This window comes from Ornithinimicrobium humiphilum, assembly GCF_006716885.1.
Classification (GTDB): domain Bacteria; phylum Actinomycetota; class Actinomycetes; order Actinomycetales; family Dermatophilaceae; genus Ornithinicoccus; species Ornithinicoccus humiphilus.
Genome location: NZ_VFPU01000001.1, coordinates 1,484,446 through 1,502,877, shown reverse-complemented (window position 1 = coordinate 1,502,877; position 18,432 = coordinate 1,484,446). Strand labels below are relative to the sequence as shown.

Annotated in this window: 12 protein-coding genes; 4 read left to right on the top strand and 8 right to left on the bottom strand. The window is 72.7% G+C overall.

The features are described from left to right. Window positions 1-56 precede the first annotated feature (56 nt). Together FB476_RS06895 and FB476_RS06890 are read left to right on the top strand one after the other, a co-directional pair. Window positions 57-1,610, top strand: coding sequence for a sodium-dependent transporter (locus tag FB476_RS06895; RefSeq protein ID WP_141818122.1), 1,554 nt, complete (start codon window positions 57-59; stop codon window positions 1,608-1,610). Beyond that, complete coding sequence (locus tag FB476_RS06890) at window positions 1,610-1,792, top strand: methionine/alanine import family NSS transporter small subunit (protein WP_141818121.1); 183 nt, start codon at window positions 1,610-1,612, stop codon at window positions 1,790-1,792. Before FB476_RS06895 ends, FB476_RS06890 begins: the two co-directional genes overlap by 1 nt. 100 nt (window positions 1,793-1,892) lie before the next feature. On the opposite strand, the gene FB476_RS06885 is transcribed toward FB476_RS06890, so the two are convergent. From FB476_RS06885 to FB476_RS06865, 5 genes are all read right to left on the bottom strand, one after another. Then, entirely contained in the window at window positions 1,893-3,446 is a 1,554-nt protein-coding gene (locus FB476_RS06885) for a phytoene desaturase family protein (protein ID WP_141818120.1), read from the bottom strand. 26 nt (window positions 3,447-3,472) lie between these two features. Beyond that, a complete protein-coding gene (gene gdhA, locus FB476_RS06880) occupies window positions 3,473-4,840 on the bottom strand; it encodes an NADP-specific glutamate dehydrogenase (protein ID WP_141818119.1) in 1,368 nt (455 codons plus the stop codon). 223 nt (window positions 4,841-5,063) lie between these two features. Next, on the bottom strand, window positions 5,064-7,487 hold the full coding sequence (locus FB476_RS06875; protein WP_272949392.1) for a DEAD/DEAH box helicase: 2,424 nt from the start codon (window positions 7,485-7,487) through the stop codon (window positions 5,064-5,066). 229 nt (window positions 7,488-7,716) lie between these two features. Further along, window positions 7,717-9,165 carry an APC family permease gene (locus tag FB476_RS06870; protein WP_141818118.1) on the bottom strand — a complete coding sequence of 483 codons (1,449 nt, stop codon included), beginning with the start codon at window positions 9,163-9,165 and terminating at the stop codon, window positions 7,717-7,719. 133 nt (window positions 9,166-9,298) lie between these two features. Beyond that, window positions 9,299-11,410, bottom strand: a complete 2,112-nt coding sequence (locus FB476_RS06865) for a DNA gyrase/topoisomerase IV subunit B (RefSeq protein ID WP_141818117.1) — start codon at window positions 11,408-11,410, stop codon at window positions 9,299-9,301. Window positions 11,411-11,639: 229 nt separating this feature from the next. Between FB476_RS06865 and FB476_RS06860 the strand changes: the two genes are divergently transcribed. Together FB476_RS06860 and FB476_RS06855 are read left to right on the top strand one after the other, a co-directional pair. Further along, the gene (locus tag FB476_RS06860; RefSeq protein WP_141818116.1) at window positions 11,640-11,855 is read left to right on the top strand and encodes a DUF7455 domain-containing protein; all 216 of its coding nucleotides are present in this window, start codon (window positions 11,640-11,642) and stop codon (window positions 11,853-11,855) included. Between the two features lie 108 nt (window positions 11,856-11,963). Then, window positions 11,964-12,446 carry a DUF456 domain-containing protein gene (locus tag FB476_RS06855; RefSeq protein WP_141818115.1) on the top strand — a complete coding sequence of 161 codons (483 nt, stop codon included), beginning with the start codon at window positions 11,964-11,966 and terminating at the stop codon, window positions 12,444-12,446. A 55-nt stretch (window positions 12,447-12,501) separates the two neighbouring features. Here FB476_RS06855 and FB476_RS06850 read toward each other — a convergent pair whose 3' ends face one another. The 3 genes from FB476_RS06850 to FB476_RS06840 form a co-directional block, all read right to left on the bottom strand. Continuing rightward, window positions 12,502-12,921, bottom strand: a complete 420-nt coding sequence (locus FB476_RS06850; protein ID WP_141818114.1) for a DUF3040 domain-containing protein — start codon at window positions 12,919-12,921, stop codon at window positions 12,502-12,504. Between the two features lie 64 nt (window positions 12,922-12,985). After that, window positions 12,986-14,329: a DNA polymerase IV gene (gene dinB / locus FB476_RS06845; protein WP_337678339.1), complete on the bottom strand. Its 1,344-nt coding sequence runs from the start codon at window positions 14,327-14,329 to the stop codon at window positions 12,986-12,988. After that, window positions 14,296-18,417, bottom strand: a complete 4,122-nt coding sequence (locus FB476_RS06840; RefSeq protein ID WP_141818113.1) for a DNA polymerase III subunit alpha — start codon at window positions 18,415-18,417, stop codon at window positions 14,296-14,298. The genes dinB and FB476_RS06840 overlap by 34 nt, the downstream gene beginning before the upstream one ends. Between the last annotated feature and the right edge of the window lie 15 nt (window positions 18,418-18,432).

Below are 18,432 nucleotides of genomic sequence, written 5' to 3'. Positions count from 1 at the left end.
CGCGTTCCGGCTCGGTCCACTGATCCCCAACCCCAACCTCACGGAGGAGGCTCGTCGTGGCAGAGACAACACCTGCCCGCGTCGCCCCCGAGAACCGCGAGACGTGGACCGGCAACACCGGGTTCATCCTCGCGGCGATCGGGTCGGCGGTCGGTCTGGGCAACATCTGGCGGTTCCCGGGCGTCGCCTACGAGAGCGGTGGAGGAGCCTTCCTCATCCCCTACCTCGTGGCGCTGCTGACCGCCGGTATCCCCATCCTGTTCCTGGACTACGCCATCGGCCACCGCTACCGCGGTGCCGCCCCCCTGGCCTACCGGCGCATGAAGAAGAAGGCCGAGGCTCTGGGCTGGTTCCAGATCATGCTCTCGTTCATCATCTCGGTCTACTACGCGGCCGTCATCGCCTGGGCGCTGAGCTACTTCGTCTTCGCCTTCGACCTGCGCTGGGGCGAGGACACCGCCGGCTTCTTCGTCGGCGAGTACCTGCAGGTGAGCGACCCGGGTGTGTCCACGACGATCGTCTCCTCCGTCGCCATCCCGCTGGCCGTGGTCTGGATCGCCGTGCTGGTGGTCCTCGCGCTCGGCGTCGCCAAGGGCGTCGAGAAGGTCAACGTCATCGGCATCCCGCTGCTGGGCATCGCCTTCGCGGGCCTGGTCATCCGGGCGCTGACGCTGCCCGGCGCCATGGACGGCCTGAACGCCTTCTTCACCCCCGACTGGGGCGCCCTGCTCGACCTCGACGTGTGGATCGCGGCCTACAGCCAGATCTTCTTCTCGCTGTCGATCGCCTTCGGCATCATGGTCACTTACGCGTCCTACCAGCGCCGCAAGGCCAACATGACGAGCTCCGGTCTCGTGGTCGCCTTCGCCAACTCCTCCTTCGAGCTGCTCGCGGGCATCGGCGTCTTCGCGACGCTGGGCTTCCTGGCCTTCCGCCAGAGCGTGCAGATCGACGAGCTGGAGGGGCTCACCGGCCCGATCCTGTCCTTCGTCACCTTCCCCGCGGTCATCTCCGAGATGCCGGGCGGCAACATCTTCGGCGCGGTCTTCTTCGCCTCGCTGGTGATCGCCGGCTTCACCTCGCTGATCTCGATCCTGCTGGGTGTGGCGGCGACCGTGCAGGAGAAGTTCGGCCTGTCCTGGCGGGTCAGCGCGATCTCGGTCTCGGCCGTCTGCGCGCTGATCTCGTTCTCGCTCTTCTCGACCACCTCGGGCCTGCTCGCGCTCGACACGGTCGACCAGTTCGCCAACAACGTCGGCATCGTGCTCTCGGCGATCGTGATGTCCGTCCTCGTGGTCTGGGTGTTCCGCCGGGGCCAGCTGCTCCGCAGCCACCTCAACGCGGTCTCCACCTTCCACCTGGGCAACTGGTGGCTGGCGCTCGTCGGCATCGTGGCGCCGGTCTTCCTCGTCATCATGCTGGTCCAGAAGCTCATCACCCTCGTCAGCGAGGGCTACGAGGGCCTGCCGGGCTGGTACGTCGGGATCTTCGGCTGGGGCACGCTGGCCTTCGCCCTGGTCATGTCGGCGATCCTCACGGCGCTGCCGTGGAAGGATCGTGACGATTCCGCGTTCCGTCCCTGGCCCGAGCTCGAGGAGGAGAACCGCTGATGGACCCCATCGCCATCGTCATGATGATCGTCGCCCTCGTGCTCGTCTGGGGCGGACTGATCGCCGCGATCATGTATCTGCGCAGCCGGCCGGAGGTCGTCGGCGGTCCGCACGAGGACCCCGACCTCGTCCGCGACGACGAGGAGCGCGGCAGCCAGCCGCACCCGTTCCGCGACACCTGATCGGTCGCCCGTCACGACGGAAGGGGCCCACGCCGCACGGCGTGGGCCCCTTCCACGTCCGCCCTCCCACGACGGGAGTGCACGGTGGGAGAGCCGGTGGTCAGGACTCCAGCACGGCCCGGGCGGCGTGGTAGCCGCCCAGCGCGCTGACCCCGCCACCACGGCGGGAGCCCGCGCCGGCCAGCATGACCCCCGGGTATGCCGTCTCCACGCCCCACCGGCGTGCGGGGGTGTCGAGCGGGTCGTCGTCCGCGGCCCACGGCCAGGTGAGGGGGGCGTGGAAGATGTTGCCTCCCGGCATGGCCAGCGAGGCCTCCAGGTCCCGGGTCGTGCGCGTCTCCACGCACGGCCGCCCCTGCGGGTCGCGCAGGACGACGTCGTCGATGGGCTCGGCGAGCACCGAGCTGAGCGAGTCGAGGGTGGCGCGCTCCAGGCGGACGCGCATGCCCTCGTCGGTCTCGTCGAGCAGCCGGTCGGGGGTCTGCAGCGTGAAGACCGTCAGCGTCTGGGCGCCCGAGGCCTGCAACCCCGGCGACAGGATCGAGGGGTCGGTCAGGGAGTGGCAGTAGATCTCCGCCGGCATCGGCTCCGGCACCCGCCCGGCGACGGCCGCGTCGTGCGCGACGGTGAGCTGGTCGTAGGTCTCGTTGATGTGGAAGGTGCCGCCGAAGGCCGCGACCGGGTCCACCAACGTGTCCCGCAGCCTCGGCAGCCGGGAGAGCAGCAGGTTGACCTTGACCTGGGCACCCTCGACCCGCGCGTGCGTCGCGCCCATGAGGTCGTCCAGCACGGTCGGAGCGGCGGCCCACAGCACGTGGCCGGCGGTCGCCCGGTGCTCGGTCCCCGCGTCGTCCTGCCACGTGACCGCACCCTCCTCCACGTTCGTCACGGTGGCGCCGGTGCGCAGCTCGGCCCCCGCGTCCCGGGCGGCCGCTTCCAGCTGACCGGACACCTGCCCCATACCGCCGATCGGCACGTCCCAGTCCCCCGTGCCGCCACCGACCACGTGGTAGAGGAAGCAGACGTTGTGCCGCAGGTCGGCCTCGTGCGGGTGGGCGAAGGTCGAGATGAGGCCGTCGGTGAGCACGACGCCGCGCACCAGGTCGGAGGTGAAGGTCGACTCCACGACCTCGCCCAGCGGTCGCTCCAGGAAGTCGTGGACCAGCGAGGGGTCCCCGATGCGCTCGGCGACCTCGGAGCGGCGCGGCAGAGGGTCGGTCACCGTCGGCCAGATCGCCCGCGCCAGCCGCCCGGTGCGGCGGTAGAACTCTTCCCACCGCGCCGCGTCACCGGCAGCGCCCACGGCCGCGAAGGAGCGCGCCGTCGCCGCGGCGTCCTGGTTGTCGACCAGCAGGCCGGCACCAGGGTCGCCGGGGACCGGGGTGTAGGAGGAGTAGCGACGCCGGGCCAACCGCAGCGACAGCCCCAGGTCGTCGACGATCTGCCGCGGCAGCAGGCTGACCAGATAGCTGTAGCGGGACAGCCGTGCACCCATGCCGGGGAAGGCCTCGGCGGAGACCGTCGCCCCGCCGAGGGCGTCCTGCCGCTCGAGGAGGAGCACCGAGCGGCCGGCGCGGGCCAGGTAGGCGGCCGCGGTGAGGCCGTTGTGGCCACCACCGACCACCACCACGTCGTGGGAGGTCGTCGTCGTCATGGCCGACGATCCTAGGGGGTCGCCGGCTAGATGACTCCCATCGCGAGCATCGCGTCGGCCACCGCGGTGAAGCCCGCGGCGTTGGCCCCGAACACGTAGTCACCGGGCCGGTCGTAGTCCTCGGCGGTGGTGACGACGCGTTCGTGGATGTTGCGCATGATGTCGCCCAGCCGCTCGTCGGTGTGCTCGAAGGTCCAGCTGTCGCGCGAGGCGTTCTGCTGCATCTCCAGCGCCGAGGTGGCGACGCCACCGGCGTTGACGGCCTTGCCCGGGCCGAAGAGCACGCCGGCCTCCCGGAAGGTCCGCGCCGCCCCGGGTGTGCAGGGCATGTTGGCGCCCTCGGCCACGATCGAGACCCCGTTGCGCACGAGGGTGGCCGCGGCCGTGTCGTCGAGCTCGTTCTGGGTCGCGCACGGGAGGGCGACGTCGCACGGCACGTCCCAGATGCTGCCGCCCTCGACGAAGCGGACGTTGCCGCCCTTCTCCTCGGCGTAGCGCACGATCCGCTCGCGACGGACCTCCTTGAGGTCCTTGAGCAGGTCCAGGTCGATGCCCGCCTCGTCCACGACGTATCCGGAGGAGTCGGAGGCCGCGACGACGGTGCCGCCGAACTCGGTGGCCTTCTCGATGGCGTAGATCGCCACGTTGCCCGAGCCGGAGACGACCACGCGCTGCCCGTCGAGGGAGCGGCCGGCGTGACGCACCATCTCGTTGGCGAAGTAGACGGTGCCGTAGCCGGTCGCCTCGGTGCGCGCCCGGGACCCGCCCCACGCGAGGCCCTTGCCCGTGAGGACGCCGGCCTCGTAGCGGTTGGTGATGCGCTTGTACTGGCCGAAGAGGTAGCCGATCTCCCGGCTGCCGACACCGATGTCGCCGGCGGGGACGTCGGTGTACTCCCCCAGGTGCCGGTAGAGCTCGGTCATGAACGACTGGCAGAAGCGCATGACCTCGGCGTCGGAGCGACCCTTGGGGTCGAAGTCGGAGCCGCCCTTGGCGCCGCCGATGGGCAGACCGGTCAGGGCGTTCTTGAAGATCTGCTCGAAGCCGAGGAACTTGACGGTGCCGAGGAGGACGCTGGGGTGGAAGCGCAGGCCTCCCTTGTAGGGGCCGAGCACCGAGGAGTACTCGACGCGGAAGCCGCGGTTGATCTGCACCTGACCGGCGTCGTCGGTCCACGGCACCCGGAAGATGATCTGCCGCTCCGGCTCGCAGAGCCGTTCGATGACGCTCTCGGCGAGGTAGTGCGGGTGGCGCGAGACCACGGGCCCGAGACTGCCCAGGACCTCCTCGACCGCCTGGTGGAACTCGTGCTCTCCGGGGTTGCGCCGGAGCACCTCCTGGTAGGCGCCCTGCAGGGCCGGGTCGATGATGGTCTCGGTCGCGGACGTCGTCATGCTGCCTCCGGTCATGGACGGGGCCGCGGCGGTGCCTCTCCGCCGCAGCCTGCCGTCATCTTATGCCGCACTCTGCATAGGTATGCCGTCGCCCACGGTGAACTGCGTCTCACCGGGTGAGTCGTGCCGGGCCGGACCCAGCGTCAAGCGTGGCGGGACATGGCGCATAACTATGCCAAGAGGGGGCGGTACCGGTCCGGTACCGCCCCCTCAGGGTGCGTCGTCAGCCGCGCGGGCGCCAGTCGGGGCGCGCGTCGCGGGCCGGGGCGTCGGGGTCGCGACGCGGGCGCCGCGAGGGGCCACCGCGCTGGTCGCGGTCACCGCCACGGCCGCCGTAGCCACCCCGTCCGCCACGGCCGCCGTCACGACCGTTGCGGTCGTTGTAGCGGCCCCGGCCGCCCCGCCCCTGCGGGCGCGGGGGACGCAGGATGTCGTCGAGGCGGCTCTGGGGGATCGGCTCGGCGTCGGGCACGGAGCCGCCGGCGGTCTCGATGACCGCCACGTCCTCCGGGGCGACCGGCAGCGGGTCGGTCTGCACGCCGGCGGCGTCGAGCAGGCGACCGACCTGACGCTTCTGGTGCGGGAGCGCCAGGGTCACCACGACGCCGTCCTCACCAGCGCGCGCCGTGCGGCCCGAGCGGTGCAGGTAGTCCTTGTGGTCGGCCGGCGGGTCGACCTGCAGGACCAGGGAGACCTCGTCGACGTGGATGCCGCGGGCGGCGACGTCGGTGGCGACCAGGACCGGCAGGGTGCCGCCCTTGAAGGCGTCCAGCACCCGGGTGCGCTGGGCCTGGTTGAGACCACCGTGCAGCGCGGCGGCGAAGACGCCGGAGTCGCGCAGCTGCATGGCGACGCGGTCGGCGCCGAGCTTGGTCCGGCAGAAGACCACGGTGCGGCCGGGCCGGTTGGCGATCGCCGCGGTGATCGGCTTCTTGTGGTGCGGGTGCACGAGGAAGACGTGGTGCTCCATGGTGTCCACGGAGGCCGCGACGTCGTCGGTCGAGTGCGTCACCGGGTCGGTCAGGTAGGCCTGGGCGACCTGGTCCACGCCGTGGTCGAGGGTCGCGGAGAACAGCAGCCGCTGACCATCGGTCGGGGTCAGGTCGAGGACCTGCTTGATCGCGTCGACGAAGCCCATCTCGGCCATGTGGTCGGCCTCGTCGAGGATCGTGACCTCGACCTCGGAGAGGTCGGCGGCCGAGCGCTCGATGAGGTCGATCAGGCGGCCCGGGGTGGCGACGAGCACGTCGACGCCACGCTCCAGGCCCGCGAGCTGCGGGGTGTACGACATACCGCCGGCGACGAGCAGGAAGCGCTTGTCGATGGCACGCATGAGCGGGGCCAGCGCGTCGACGATCTGCATGGCGAGCTCGCGCGTCGGGGTGAGGATGATGGCGCGCGGGCGGTGCGGCACCGCGCGGGGACGCCCGGCGAGACGGTGCAGCATCGGCAGGCCGAAGGCCATGGTCTTGCCCGAGCCGGTCTGGCCGCGGCCCAGCAGGTCCTTGCCCTCGAGCGCGTCCGGGATGGTCGCGGCCTGGATCGGGAACGGCTGGGTGATGCCGGTGCGGGCTAGGGCGGCGACCAGGTCCTCGTGCAGACCCAGCGCGGCGAAGCCGTTGTCCTCGGTGACGGTCGCGACCGTCTCCTTGGCGGCGCTGGCGGCCAGGTGCTCCTGGTAGGCCGCGTCGGCGGCCTCACGCTCCTGCTCGGCCTCGACGAAGCCGGCGTCGTCGCGCTCGGGGCGGCCGCCACGGCGGTCGTCGAAGCGGTCGCCGCGGTGACGGCGGTCCTCCCAGCCGCGGCCCTCGTGGTGGCCCCGACGGGCCTCGCGGCCGTCGCGCTCGTCACGGTGGGTGCGCCAGGTGTGCTCGTTGCGGCTGCCGGTGCGGCGCTCCTCGCGGACCTCGCGGTCGCGGCGCTCCTGGCGGTAGTCGCTGCGGTCCTCGTCGGCCCAGCGGGGGCGGGCGGGACGGTCGTCGCGACGCTGGTAGCCACCACGGTCGTCGCGGCGCTGGTAGCCACCACGGTCGTCACGACGCTCGAAGCCACCACGGTCGCTGCGACCCTGGTAACCCCCGCGGTCGCTCCGGCCCTGGTAACCGCCACGGTCGTCACGACGCTCGAAGCCACCACGGTCGCTGCGACCCTGGTAACCGCCGCGGTCGGAGCCGCTGCGGTCGTTGCGGCCCTGGTAACCGCCGCGGTCGCTCCGGCCCTGGTAACCGCCGCGGTCGTCACGACGCTCGAAGCCACCACGGTCGCTGCGACCCTGGTAACCGCCGCGGTCGGAGCCGCTGCGGTCGTTGCGGCCCTGGTAACCGCCGCGGTCGCTCCGGCCCTGGTAGCCACCACGGTCCTCACGACCCTGGTAGCCACCCCGCTCGTCGCGACGCTGGTAACCACCGCGGTCGTCACGACGGTCAGAACCGCCGCGGTCGTCGCGACGCTGGTAGCCGCCACGGTCGTCGCGGCGGTCGCTGCTCTCGCCGTAGCGGCCCTCGGGGCGGCGACGGGGGCCCTTGAGCTGCGCACGGGCCTGCTTCTCGCGGGCCTCGCGGGCGGCCTTCTTCTGGGCCGGGGTGTGACGGGACTTCTTGCCGGTGCTCCCGGCGCTGACAGATTTGGCCATGACGGCACGACTCACTTCGGGTTGTATCGAGGTGGGATCTCGCCTCGACGCCCCTCGGCGTGATCGGACCTACCTCCAGGCGCTCGACTTCAGAACGGCGCCCGCGGACCCCAGGATCGGATCGTCCTGAGGTGTGGGACCCGGCCGCATCCGGCCCGGGTGACGTACCAGTCTACCGCAGACCACCCCCCGAGCCCCAATCGCCTCCCAGGACCGGTCCGGGCACCGAACGGGAAGACGCTGGTCAGGACCGTCGGTGGAGCTCGTCGCTGTCGGCCAGGTCGTGCGGGTCCTTGATCCTCGTCGGCCGGGCGTAGAGCGCCCGGTTGAGGAACCAGGTCACCGCCCAGAGCAGGACGCCGACGCCGAGCACCCAACCGGCGATCTGGTACTGCACGACCGCCCGGCCGGTCCACGGACCCACCATGTAGGCGCAGGTGAGGACGCCGACGACCGGCACCCAGGTGGGGGCGCGGAAGTGGTCGTGGTCGACGGGGTCGCGCCGCAGCACCAGCACGGCGGCGTTGACGACGGTGAAAACGGCCAGCAGGAGAAGCGCGGTGGTCCCGCCGAGCTCGCTGATGCCGCCGACGACGAGGATGAGGGCGACCGCGAAGAGGGTCGTGACCACGATGGCCATCCACGGGGTGCGGCGGCCGCGGTGCACCATACCCAGCGGTTTCGGCAGCACCCCCTGGTGCGCCATCCCGTAGAGCAGGCGGGAGGCCATGAGCATGTTGATCAGGGCGGTGTTGGCCACCGCGAACATCGCGATGAAGGGGTAGAAGGTGTCGATCGGCAGGTTCGGCGCACCTCGTTCCACCACCGTGAGCAACGGGGTCTCGCCCTCCCCCAGCTCACCGATCGGCACGAGCGCCACCGAGGTCAGCGAGACCAGCAGGTAGATGGCGATCGTGAAGCCGAGGCCGGTGAGCATGACCTTGGGGAAGATCTTCGACGGGTTCTTGACCTCCTCGGCCATGTTGACCGAGTCCTCGAAGCCGACCATGGCGAAGAACGCCAGGCTGGTGGCCGCGGTGACGGCCAGGAAGGCGTTCTTGTCGCCCGCGCTGTCGAACATCACGGCCCGGGAGAGGTCGACCTCCGCGTCGGAGAAGCCGAGGACGGCCCACAGCCCGACGAAGATGATGAGCAGCAGTCCGCTGAGCTCGACGAGGGTGAGCACCACGTTGAGCTTCACGCTCTCGGAGACCCCGCGGAAGTTGATGAGGGCGAGCACCAGCATGAAGGCGACGGCGATCCCCAGCACCTGGATGCTCTCCGGTCCCCAGTCGAGGTCCAGGCCGGCCGCGAGGTTGGAGGCGAAGGCCTTCGCCGCGGTCGAGGCGGAGGTGATGCCGGAGGCCATCACCGCGAAGGTCACGAGGAACGTGAGGAAGTGCAGGTCGAAGGCGCGGTGCACGAAGGACGCCGCTCCCCCCGCCTTGGGGTACTTGGTGACCAGCTCGAGGTAGGCGAAGGCCGTGATCACCGCGATGGCGAAGGCGACGAGGAAGGGGAGCCAGACGGCGCCACCGACCTCCTCGGCGACCCGACCGGTCAGCGCGTAGATGCCGGTGCCGAGCATGTCGCCGACGATGAAGAGAAGCAGCAGCTTGGGCCCGAGGACCCGCCTCAGCTCCGGCGCGCCGCTCTCCCCCGTCGTCCCGGTCGTGCTCTCCGTCGACGTCATTGCCACCCTCCCCGAGTGCCGACCACCGGCCACGCGGACGGTGCGTGGTCCTCACTCTGCTCCGGGGAGGCATGCCCCGCAACAGGTCGCGGCACGGGCTGCCGGGGAGGATCGCCCGAGGTCGGGCGCCGCCTCAGGCGTCGATGCGCTCCCGGTCGAGCTCGTGCGCGGACTCGATGATGAAGTCCTTGCGCGGCGCGACGCTGGAGCCCATCAGCAGGTCGAAGACGTGGTCGGCGCGGGCGGCGTCGGCCAGCGTGATCCGGCGCAGCGTGCGGTGGCGCGGGTCCATGGTGGTCTCGGCCAGCTGGTCGGCGTCCATCTCACCCAGGCCCTTGTAGCGCTGGAGGGGCTGCTTGACGGTGCGGCCCTTGCGCTGCAGCTCGGCGACGGTCTTGCGCATCTCCTGCTCGGTGTAGGTGTAGATGTACTCGCGTCCGGCCTTGCCCCGGCCCGCCGACACCTCGATGCGGTGCAGCGGCGGCATGGCGGCGTAGACACGGCCCGCCTCGACCAGCGGACGCATATAGCGGAAGAACAGGGTCAGCAGGAGCGTGCGGATGTGGGCGCCGTCGACGTCGGCGTCGGTCATGATGATGACCTTGCCGTAGCGGGCCAGGTCGACGTCGAAGCTGCGCCCCGAGCCGGCCCCGATGACCTGGATGATCGCGGCGCACTCGGCGTTGGACAGCATGTCCGAGACCGAGGCCTTCTGGACGTTGAGGATCTTGCCGCGGATCGGCAGCAGGGCCTGGTGGTCGCTGGAGCGGGCGAGCTTGGCGGTGCCGAGGGCGCTGTCGCCCTCGACGATGAACAGCTCGGTGCGGTTGACGTCGCTGCTGCGGCAGTCGGCGAGCTTGGCCGGCAGCGAGGAGGACTCCAGGGCGTTCTTGCGGCGCTGGGTCTCCTTGTGCAGCCGGGCCGAGATGCGCGACTTCATCTCGGCGACGACCTTGTCGAGCAGCAGCGTGGCCTGGGCCTTGTCGCCGCGGTGCTTGGAGGTGAGCCGCTCGGTCAGCTCCTTCTCCACCACCCGGGAGACGATCGAGCGCACCGCGCTGGTGCCCAGCACCTCCTTGGTCTGCCCCTCGAACTGCGGTTCGGCGAGGCGCACGGTGACGACGGCGGTCAGGCCGGCGGTGATGTCGTCCTTCTCCACCTTGTCGTTGCCGACCTTGAGCCGGCGGGCGTTGAGCTCGAGCTGCTTGCGGAAGACCTTGAGCAGCGCCTGCTCGAAGCCGGCGACGTGGGTGCCGCCCTTGGGGGTGGTGATGATGTTGACGAAGCTGCGCAACGTGGTGTCGTAGCCGGTCCCCCAGCGCAGGGCGACGTCGACCTCGGCCTCGCGCTCGACCTCCTTGACGACCATGTGCCCGAGCTCGTCGAGCACCGGGACGGTCTCGGTGAAGCTGCCCGAGCCCTGCAGCCGCCACACGTCGGTCACGGCCGTGTCGGGGCCGAGGTACTCGACGTACTCGGTGATGCCGCCCGAGTAGGCGAAGACCTCCTCGTGCGGGCCCGACTCCCCCGGCGTGCCGGACAGCCGGCGCTCGTCGCGGATGACCATGGTCAGCCCGGGCACGAGGAAGGCGGTCTGGCGCGCCCGCGCCACGAGCTCGTCGTAGTCGAACTGCGCCTTCTTGATGAAGATCTGCGGGTCGGCCCAGTAGCGGACCCGGGTGCCGGTCACGCCCCGCTTGGCCTTGCCGACCACCGCGAGCTCGCTCGCCTTCTCGAAGGGCCTGAAGGCCGAGTCGGGCGAGGGACCGGAGGGGCCGTCGGCGAAGGTGCCGGGCTCGCCCCGGCGGAAGCTCATGGCGTAGGTCTTGCCGGCCCGGTCGACCTCGACGTCGAGGCGGGAGGAGAGCGCGTTGACCACCGAGGCGCCGACGCCGTGCAGACCGCCGGAGGCGGCGTAGGAGGTGCCGCCGAACTTGCCGCCGGCGTGCAGCTTGGTGAAGACGACCTCGACGCCCGTGAGGCCGGTGCGCGGCTCGATGTCGACGGGGATGCCGCGCGCGCGGTCGTGCACCTCGACGGACCCGTCCTGGTGCAGCACGACGTCGATCCGGTCGCCGTGGCCTCCCAGGGCCTCGTCCACCGCGTTGTCGATGATCTCCCACAGGCAGTGCATGAGGCCGCGGCTGTCGGTGGACCCGATGTACATGCCCGGGCGCTTGCGGACCGCCTCCAGGCCCTCGAGGACCTGGAGGTGTCGTGCGGAGTAGTCGGTGCTGGTGGTCACGGGCTGCTGGCTCCACTCGTCGTGATCGGCTGCACCCGGCAGGGTAACGCCCGGCCCCGACGGGCCCGGGGAGGCGCACGGACGTCCGCGGGCTCCCGGGTGTTCCCGACTACGCGGTGAGCGAAACCACGGCCACTCCGGGCACAAAGACCGGGTACCGGCCTGTTGACGTGCTTGACTGAGACGCACCGGCCCGGGATTCCCGGGCCGTGCAGGAGAGGAGACCGCCGTGAACGCCACCTTGACCCCCGAACTGACCGCCTCCGACCGGTGCGACCGTTGCGGTGCGCAGGCCTACGTGCGGGCCCGCCTCGGCGACGGCCTGGAGCTGCACTTCTGCGCCCACCACGGCCGCGAGCACCTCGACAAGCTCCGCCACCTGCAGGACGTCGACATCCTCGACGAGACCCACCGCCTGCACGCGGAGGAGACCCCGGTCGTCTGATCCGGCCGCGCACGACCTGCAGCCCGTCCACGCCTCGGCGTGGGCGGGCTGCTTCGTCGTCGGTCTGCTCGTCGGGTTTCGGCCCGCGGGCTGGCACACTGGTCCGCCATGAGTGGGATGGAGATCGTGGTCGCGCTGCTGATGGCCGTCGGCGTGGTCGGGATCGTCGTCCCGGTGCTGCCGGGGCTGCTGCTGATCGTCGGCGGGGTGCTGCTGTGGGCCCTCGACGAGCGGTCGACGACGGGGTGGGTGCTGCTCGGTGTCGTCGTGGCCCTCTACCTCGCGGGCATGGTCCTGCAGTGGTTGGTCCCCGGGCAGCGTATGAAGCGTGCCGGCGTGAGCACGAGCACGTTGGTGGCCGGGGTGCTCGCCGCGATCGTCGGTGCCTTCGTGATCCCGGTGGTCGGGCTGTTCGTCGGCTTCCCGGTGGGGATCTTCCTGGTCTCCCTCGTGCGGACCCGCGACACCTCGGAGGCCCTGCGCGCGACCGGGCACGCGCTGCGTGCGGTCGGCACGAACATCCTCATCGAGCTGGCGACCGCCTTCACGATCATCGCCGCGTGGGCGCTGACCGTGATCGTCCTGACCTGACGGTCAGCACTTCGAGCCGACCAGGACGGTCAGCGCGGAAACCCCGACGGTCGGCTCAGAGACCCTGCTCCCGGCGCTTGTCCCACTGCTGCTCCATACGCTCCATGAAGCTCCCGCCGGAGGGACGCGGCCCACGAGGACCACGGCGGCCACCACCACCGCCGCCACCCTTGCCGTCGCCGCCGACGACGCCGAGCTTGGGACGGGCCGGGGGCTTGGCCGCCCAGGCGCCGCCGAGGACCATCAGGAGGAAGCCGATCGCGCCGACCCAGATCATCTGCGACATGACGCCGAGCACGACGAGACCGAGGCCGACCACCGCACCGAGAACACCGAGAGCGACCCGACGCCGGTCCAGCCCGTGCCCGGAGGCCGACGCGGAGCTCTTGAGCGTGGTCGCCAGACGCGGGTCCTCGGCGTAGAGGGCCTGCTCCATCTGGGCCAGTACACGCTGTTCGTGTTCGGAGAGCGGCACGGGTGACCTCCGGTGGTGAGAGGGTCGGTCACGGGCTGGCGGAGCCGACGACCAGGTTTAGATCTCAGGATATGACGGTAACGCGTGGAGCGGTAGCCGGAGTTCCCTCCCTGCGGCCCAGCAGGCTCGCCGGACGCACCGCGTCGGAGCCGAAGCGCGCCGCGGCCCGGTCCATCGCGCGCTCGGCGTCGCGCCAGCCGCGCTCGGGCTCGTCGAGACGCCCCTGGACGAGGGTCTCCTCGGCGGTCGTGATGCCCTCGACCCGGACCCCGAGCAGTCGGATGCGGGCCCGCTGCAGCCCGAGCCCGGCGTAGAGCGCGCAGGCGGTCGCGTGCACCTCGCGGGTGACGTCGGTGGGCACGGCGACGGTGCGCGAGCGGGTGATGGTCGTGAAGTCGGAGAAGCGGACCGTGAGCACGACCGTGCGCCCCATCACCCCGGCGTGCCGCATCCGGCTCGCGGTGCGCTCGGACAGGTGCAGCAGCTGGCGGCGGATGACCTCGGGGTCGTCGACGTCGTGGGAGAAGGTCTCCGAGGAGCCGACGCTGCGCTCGACCCGCGCGGGGGTGACGGGGTCGTCGTCCCGGCCCCAGGCGAGCGCGTGGAGCCGGGCCGCGCCCTGCTCGCCGAAGGCCCGCCGCAGGGTGGCCACCGGCACGTGCGCCAGCTGCCCGACCGTGTGCAGCCCGAGCCGGTGCAGCTCGCCCTCGGTCGCCTCCCCCACGCCCCAGAGCGCGGCGACCGGCATCGGGTGCAGGAAGGGGACCACCTCGGCCCGGCCCACCAGGCGCATCCCGTCGGGCTTGGCCGCGCGGGAGGCCATCTTGGCGACCGCCTTGGTCGGGGCGCCCCCGACGGAGCAGGTGATCCGCTGCTCGTCGGCGACGGTGTCGCGGATCCACTGCCCGATCGCGGCCGGGTCGCCCCACTGCCGGCCGGCGGCGGAGACGTCGAGGAAGGCCTCCTCCATCGAGACCGGCTCCACCCGCGGGGTCACCTCGGCGAAGATCGCCATCACCGCCTCGGACACCCGGGCGTAGGCGTCGTGGTCGGGCCGGACCACGACGGCCGGCGGGCACAGCCGCCGGGCGGTGGCCATCGGCATCCCGGACCGCACGCCGTAGGCCCGCGCCTCGTAGGTCGCCGAGAGCACGACGCTGCGCCAGCCACCGCCGACGACCACGGGCAGCCCCCGCAGGTCGGGGTGGTCGAGGAGGGAGACCGAGGCGTAGAAGGCGTCCATGTCGACGTGCAGGACCGTCACGTCGTCGACGCCCGGCGCCCCCGGCGCCGTCGGTGCGCCCATCGCCGGCGCGCCGGGCGCCAGCCCGGCCGGAGCCGGCCCGCCGGGAGCCGTCCCGACCAGCGTGCCCGTCACCATCCCGAGCTCCCCGGGCTGGAGTGCCACAGCTTGCTGCCGGGCGTGCGGGCGCTGTCGCCGGCCGGCTTGATGTCGGCGTAGGGCGACTGCTTGAAGCCGGAGGCGTGCACGAGCACCCGGCGACCGGCCTCCCGGCCGGCGGCCGCGGCTGCCGCTTCCGCCGCCCGGCGGGCGAGGGCCTCGCCCTCGGCGTGCAGCGCCCGCGCCTGCTCCTCGGTGGCGGCCATGAGCGCGCGGACCGCGTCTGCGCCACCCTCCTCCCAGGCCGTGGAGAGGGTGCCCAGCTCCCAGGCCCCGGTCGCGCGGACCGAGACCCCGCGCGGGCCGGTGCGGCGCACGACGCCGCGGACGAGCAGCAGCCAGGAGTGGAAGACGGTGGTGGCGAACGGCCCCTGCACGTCCTCGAAGAAGGTGGCGTCGGCCGGGCCGGTGCCGTCGTCGAGGGTGAGGAAGACCACCCGTCGCCCGGACCGGACCGGCGGGGTCTGGGTGGCGACCTTGGCCCCGGCGAGGAGCACCTCGGAGGCGTTGCGCCGCGACAGCAGCTCGCGGGCGCGGGTGACCCCGAGGTCCTCCAGCATCGGGGCGAAGCCCGCGACGACGTGGCGGCTGACGTCGAGGCCCAGCACGTCCAGCTCGGCGCGCAGCTGCTCCTGCTCGGTCATCTCGGGCAGCCCGCTGCCGGTCACCGGCGCCGGCTCGTCCCCGAGCTCGAGGGTGAGCTGGGTGCCGGCGTCCTCCTGCACGTGCCAGGTGCGTCGCCCGGCGGCCTGGGCGCGGGTGCGCGCGGCGACCTCGCCCTCGCCGAGGCCCCCGCCGAGGTCCTCGCCGAACCCCGGCAGCTGGCCGGAGCCCGGCACCTCGCCGGCGACCGGAGCGGCGACCGCGAGCGCCGGTGCCGGCACCCGCCGACCGGCCCGGCTGCGCCCCGCACCGGTCGTGGCGTGGCGGGTCCAGCGGTCGAGCTCGCGGACGTGGAGCAGCAGGTCGCGGCGGGTCAGTCCGCCCCGCACCCCGCCCCGGCCGTGCCGCCCAACCCGGTGCAGCGCGTCGAGCCCGCCGGCCAGCACCAGTCGCTCCGCCGTCGGCCGGCTGGGCCGGGACCGCTGCCAGAGGTCGGCCAGCGAGGCGTAGGGCTGCCCGCCGACGATCCGCCGCACCTCGTCGTCGCTGATCCCCTTGACGTCGGCCAGCGACAGCCGGATGCCGTAGCGACCCGCCCGGCGCTCCACCTCGGCCATGACCACGTCGACGTGGTCGGGACCCTCGGTGGTCTCCCGGACCCGCCCGATCTGGTCGGTCGGCCGCGCCCGCACCGCCCCCTGCCGCGGTGCCGCGGGCACGAGCACGTCGGGGGCGTCGTCCTGCTCGACCCGCTCCACCCGGTAGGTCTCCCCCGAGGCGTTGACGTCGAGCCCGAGGACGTGCACCCCCATGCTGCGGGCCTCGTCGAGGATGAGCCGCTTGGGGTACATCCCCGGGTCGTGGGTGAGCACCCCGGCGAGGAAGGCCGCGGTGTGGTGGGTCTTGAGCCAGGCCGACTGGTAGGTCGGCAGCGCGAAGGCGGCGGCGTGGGCCTTGCAGAAGCCGAAGGAGGCGAAGGCCGCGAGCACCTCCCAGATCCGGTCGACGTCCTCGGCGGTGTAGCCGCGGGCGGTCGCGGCGGCCCGCCACCACACCTCGACCTCCTTCTGCCCCTGCGGGCTGCCCATGGCCCGGCGCACCTCGTCGGCCTGGGCGAGGCTGACCCCGGCGGTCTCGGCGACGATCTCGAGCACCTGCTCGTGGAAGACGACGACGCCGCAGGTCTGCTCGAGGTAGGGCACCAGACTGGGGTGGAGGTACTCCGGCTCGCCCCAGCCCTGCCGCGCGTGCAGGAACGGGCGGATCATGTCCGACTTCACCGGCCCCGGACGGAACAGCGAGATGTCGATGACGAGGTCGGCGAAGCAGTCGGGGGCGAACTTGCCGACCAGCTCGCGCTGCCCGGGCGACTCGATCTGGAAGCAGCCCAGGGTGCGGGTCGACTGCACCAGCGCGTAGGTGTCGGGGTCGTCCAGGGGCACCTGCTCCCGGTCGTCGAGGTCGACCCGGACCCCGTCCACGCGCTCGACCTCGTCGACCGCGTGCGCCATCGCCGACTGCATACGGATGCCGAGCACGTCGAGCTTGAGCAGCCCCATCTCCTCGACGTCCTCCTTGTCGAACTGGCTCATCGGGAAGCCCAGCCAGCTGGCCTCCACCGGCGTGCGGTCGAGCAGGGTGGTGCTGGACAGGATCACGCCGCAGGGGTGCATGGCGATGTGCCGCGGCAGGCCGTCGAGCGACTCGACCAGCTCGAGCAGCAGCTGCATCCGGGGTGCGTCGAGCCCCTGGCTGCGCAGCTCGGGCAGGTCGCGGATGGCGGCCCGGGCGTCGCGCGCCCGGACGTGCGGGAAGGCCTTGGCCAGCACGTCGATCTCGCCCGGCGGCATGCCGAGGGCGGCGGCGACGTCGCGGATCGCGTGCCGCACCCGGTAGGTCTCGGCCATGGACACGCACGTCACCCGGTCGGAGCCGAAGCGTTCGAGGATCCGTTCGTACATCTCGGTGCGCCGCGCCGACTCCACGTCGATGTCGATGTCGGGCAGCTGCGCGCGCAGCGGCGAGCAGAAGCGCTCCATGAGCAGGCCGTGCTCCATGGGGTCGACCCCGCTGATGCCGAGCAGGTAGGTCACCAGGCTGCCCGCGCCCGAGCCCCGCGCCGCGACCCGCACGCCGTGCTCGCGGATGAGGTCGCACACCGCCGCCACGGTGAGGAAGTAGGTGGGATAGCCCAGCCCGGCGATGACGCCGAGCTCGTCGGCGAGCCGGGCCCGGACCCGGTCGAGGTATGCCGTGGACGCGCCGGGATAGCGGGTGGCCACCGCGTCGTCGCACCGCCGGGTGAGGACGGAGTGGGCCTCCCCGATCCCGCTGACGCCCAGCACCTCGGGCTCGGGCAGGTGGACCGCGCCGATGCCGAGGTCGGAGCGCTGGTCCTGACGGCACTCCTGGGCGAGGTCGAGGGTCGCACCCAGCAGGTCGGCGGCGCGGGCGTCGCTGCCGCCGGCCTCCTCCAGCCGCCGGGCCACGGCGTGCATGGTGGCGGTGTCGGCGAGGTGGCCGGCGGTGCTGACCCGGTCGAGGTGCCGCTCGTCGAGCGCGACCATCCGGCGCGCGGCGTCGAGGACGTCGACCACCCGGGCCTGCTCGGGCAGGGCGTGCCGGACGGCGGCGGTGAGCACGGCGGGGACGCCGCACTCGCGGGCCAGCGCCCACATCCGGCTGGCGTGGCCGAGGCTGGCCGGCGTGCCCTCGGGCCCGCCGTGGCAGACGACCTCGACGCGCAGCGCGCCCGCCGGGAGGACCGCCTGCCAGGCCTGGAGCAGCGCGCGGGCCTGGCCGTGGCGGCGGGCGAGCACGGCCCGGCCGACGTCGGAGCCGGGGCCGAGCAGGACCACGACGGGCGCGACCCCGTCGACGGGCGAGGCGGCGCGGGCGAGGAGGTCGCGGCGGGTGCGGGGCAGGCCGCGCTCCCCCGCCAGGTGGGTCTGGGTGACGAGGCGGCACAGGCGTGCCCAGCCCTGCCCCGGCTCCAGCCCTGCGGACTGGCCCCGGGCGAGCACCACGACCCGCGGGTGCTGGTCGTCGACGAGGGAGCCTCCCTTGACCGGCTGGGCCCGGCGCCGCCCGGACAGCCCGGCCGCCCAGGCGCTGCCGCCGTCGGTCCACGTGCTGCTCCCGGTCCAGGCGCCGGGGGCCTCGGCCGCCCGCCACCGTCCGCCGGCACGGGCGACCTCCCGGCCCGAGCCCGCCAGGGCCGCCTCCCCCGCCAGCGCCACGCGGCCGGAGGTGGCCCGGTCGGCGTCGAGGTCGAGGTCGAGGGCCAGGTCGACCCCGAGGACCGGCGCCAGCCCCGCCTCGCCGCAGGCCCGGGCGAAGCGGACGGCGCCGTAGAGCCCGTCGCGGTCGGTCAGCGCGAGAGCCGGCTGACCGTGCTCGGCGGCGCGGGCCACGAGCTCGGCGGGATGGCTCGCGCCGTAGCGCATCGACGCGCTCGAGGCGACGTGCAGGTGCACGAAGTCGGTGGGCATGGGGAGGGTCTCCGT

Excerpts from the sequence above, each read along its gene's own strand:
- FB476_RS06890 (WP_141818121.1), top strand. The coding sequence starts at position 1,610 with ATGGACCCCATCGCCATCGTCATGATGATCGTCGCCCTCGTGCTCGTC.
- FB476_RS06885 (WP_141818120.1), bottom strand. The coding sequence starts at position 3,446 with ATGACGACGACGACCTCCCACGACGTGGTGGTGGTCGGTGGTGGCCAC.
- gdhA (WP_141818119.1), bottom strand. The coding sequence starts at position 4,840 with ATGACGACGTCCGCGACCGAGACCATCATCGACCCGGCCCTGCAGGGC.
- FB476_RS06870 (WP_141818118.1), bottom strand. The coding sequence starts at position 9,165 with ATGACGTCGACGGAGAGCACGACCGGGACGACGGGGGAGAGCGGCGCG.
- FB476_RS06855 (WP_141818115.1), top strand. The coding sequence starts at position 11,964 with ATGAGTGGGATGGAGATCGTGGTCGCGCTGCTGATGGCCGTCGGCGTG.
- FB476_RS06840 (WP_141818113.1), bottom strand. The coding sequence starts at position 18,417 with ATGCCCACCGACTTCGTGCACCTGCACGTCGCCTCGAGCGCGTCGATG.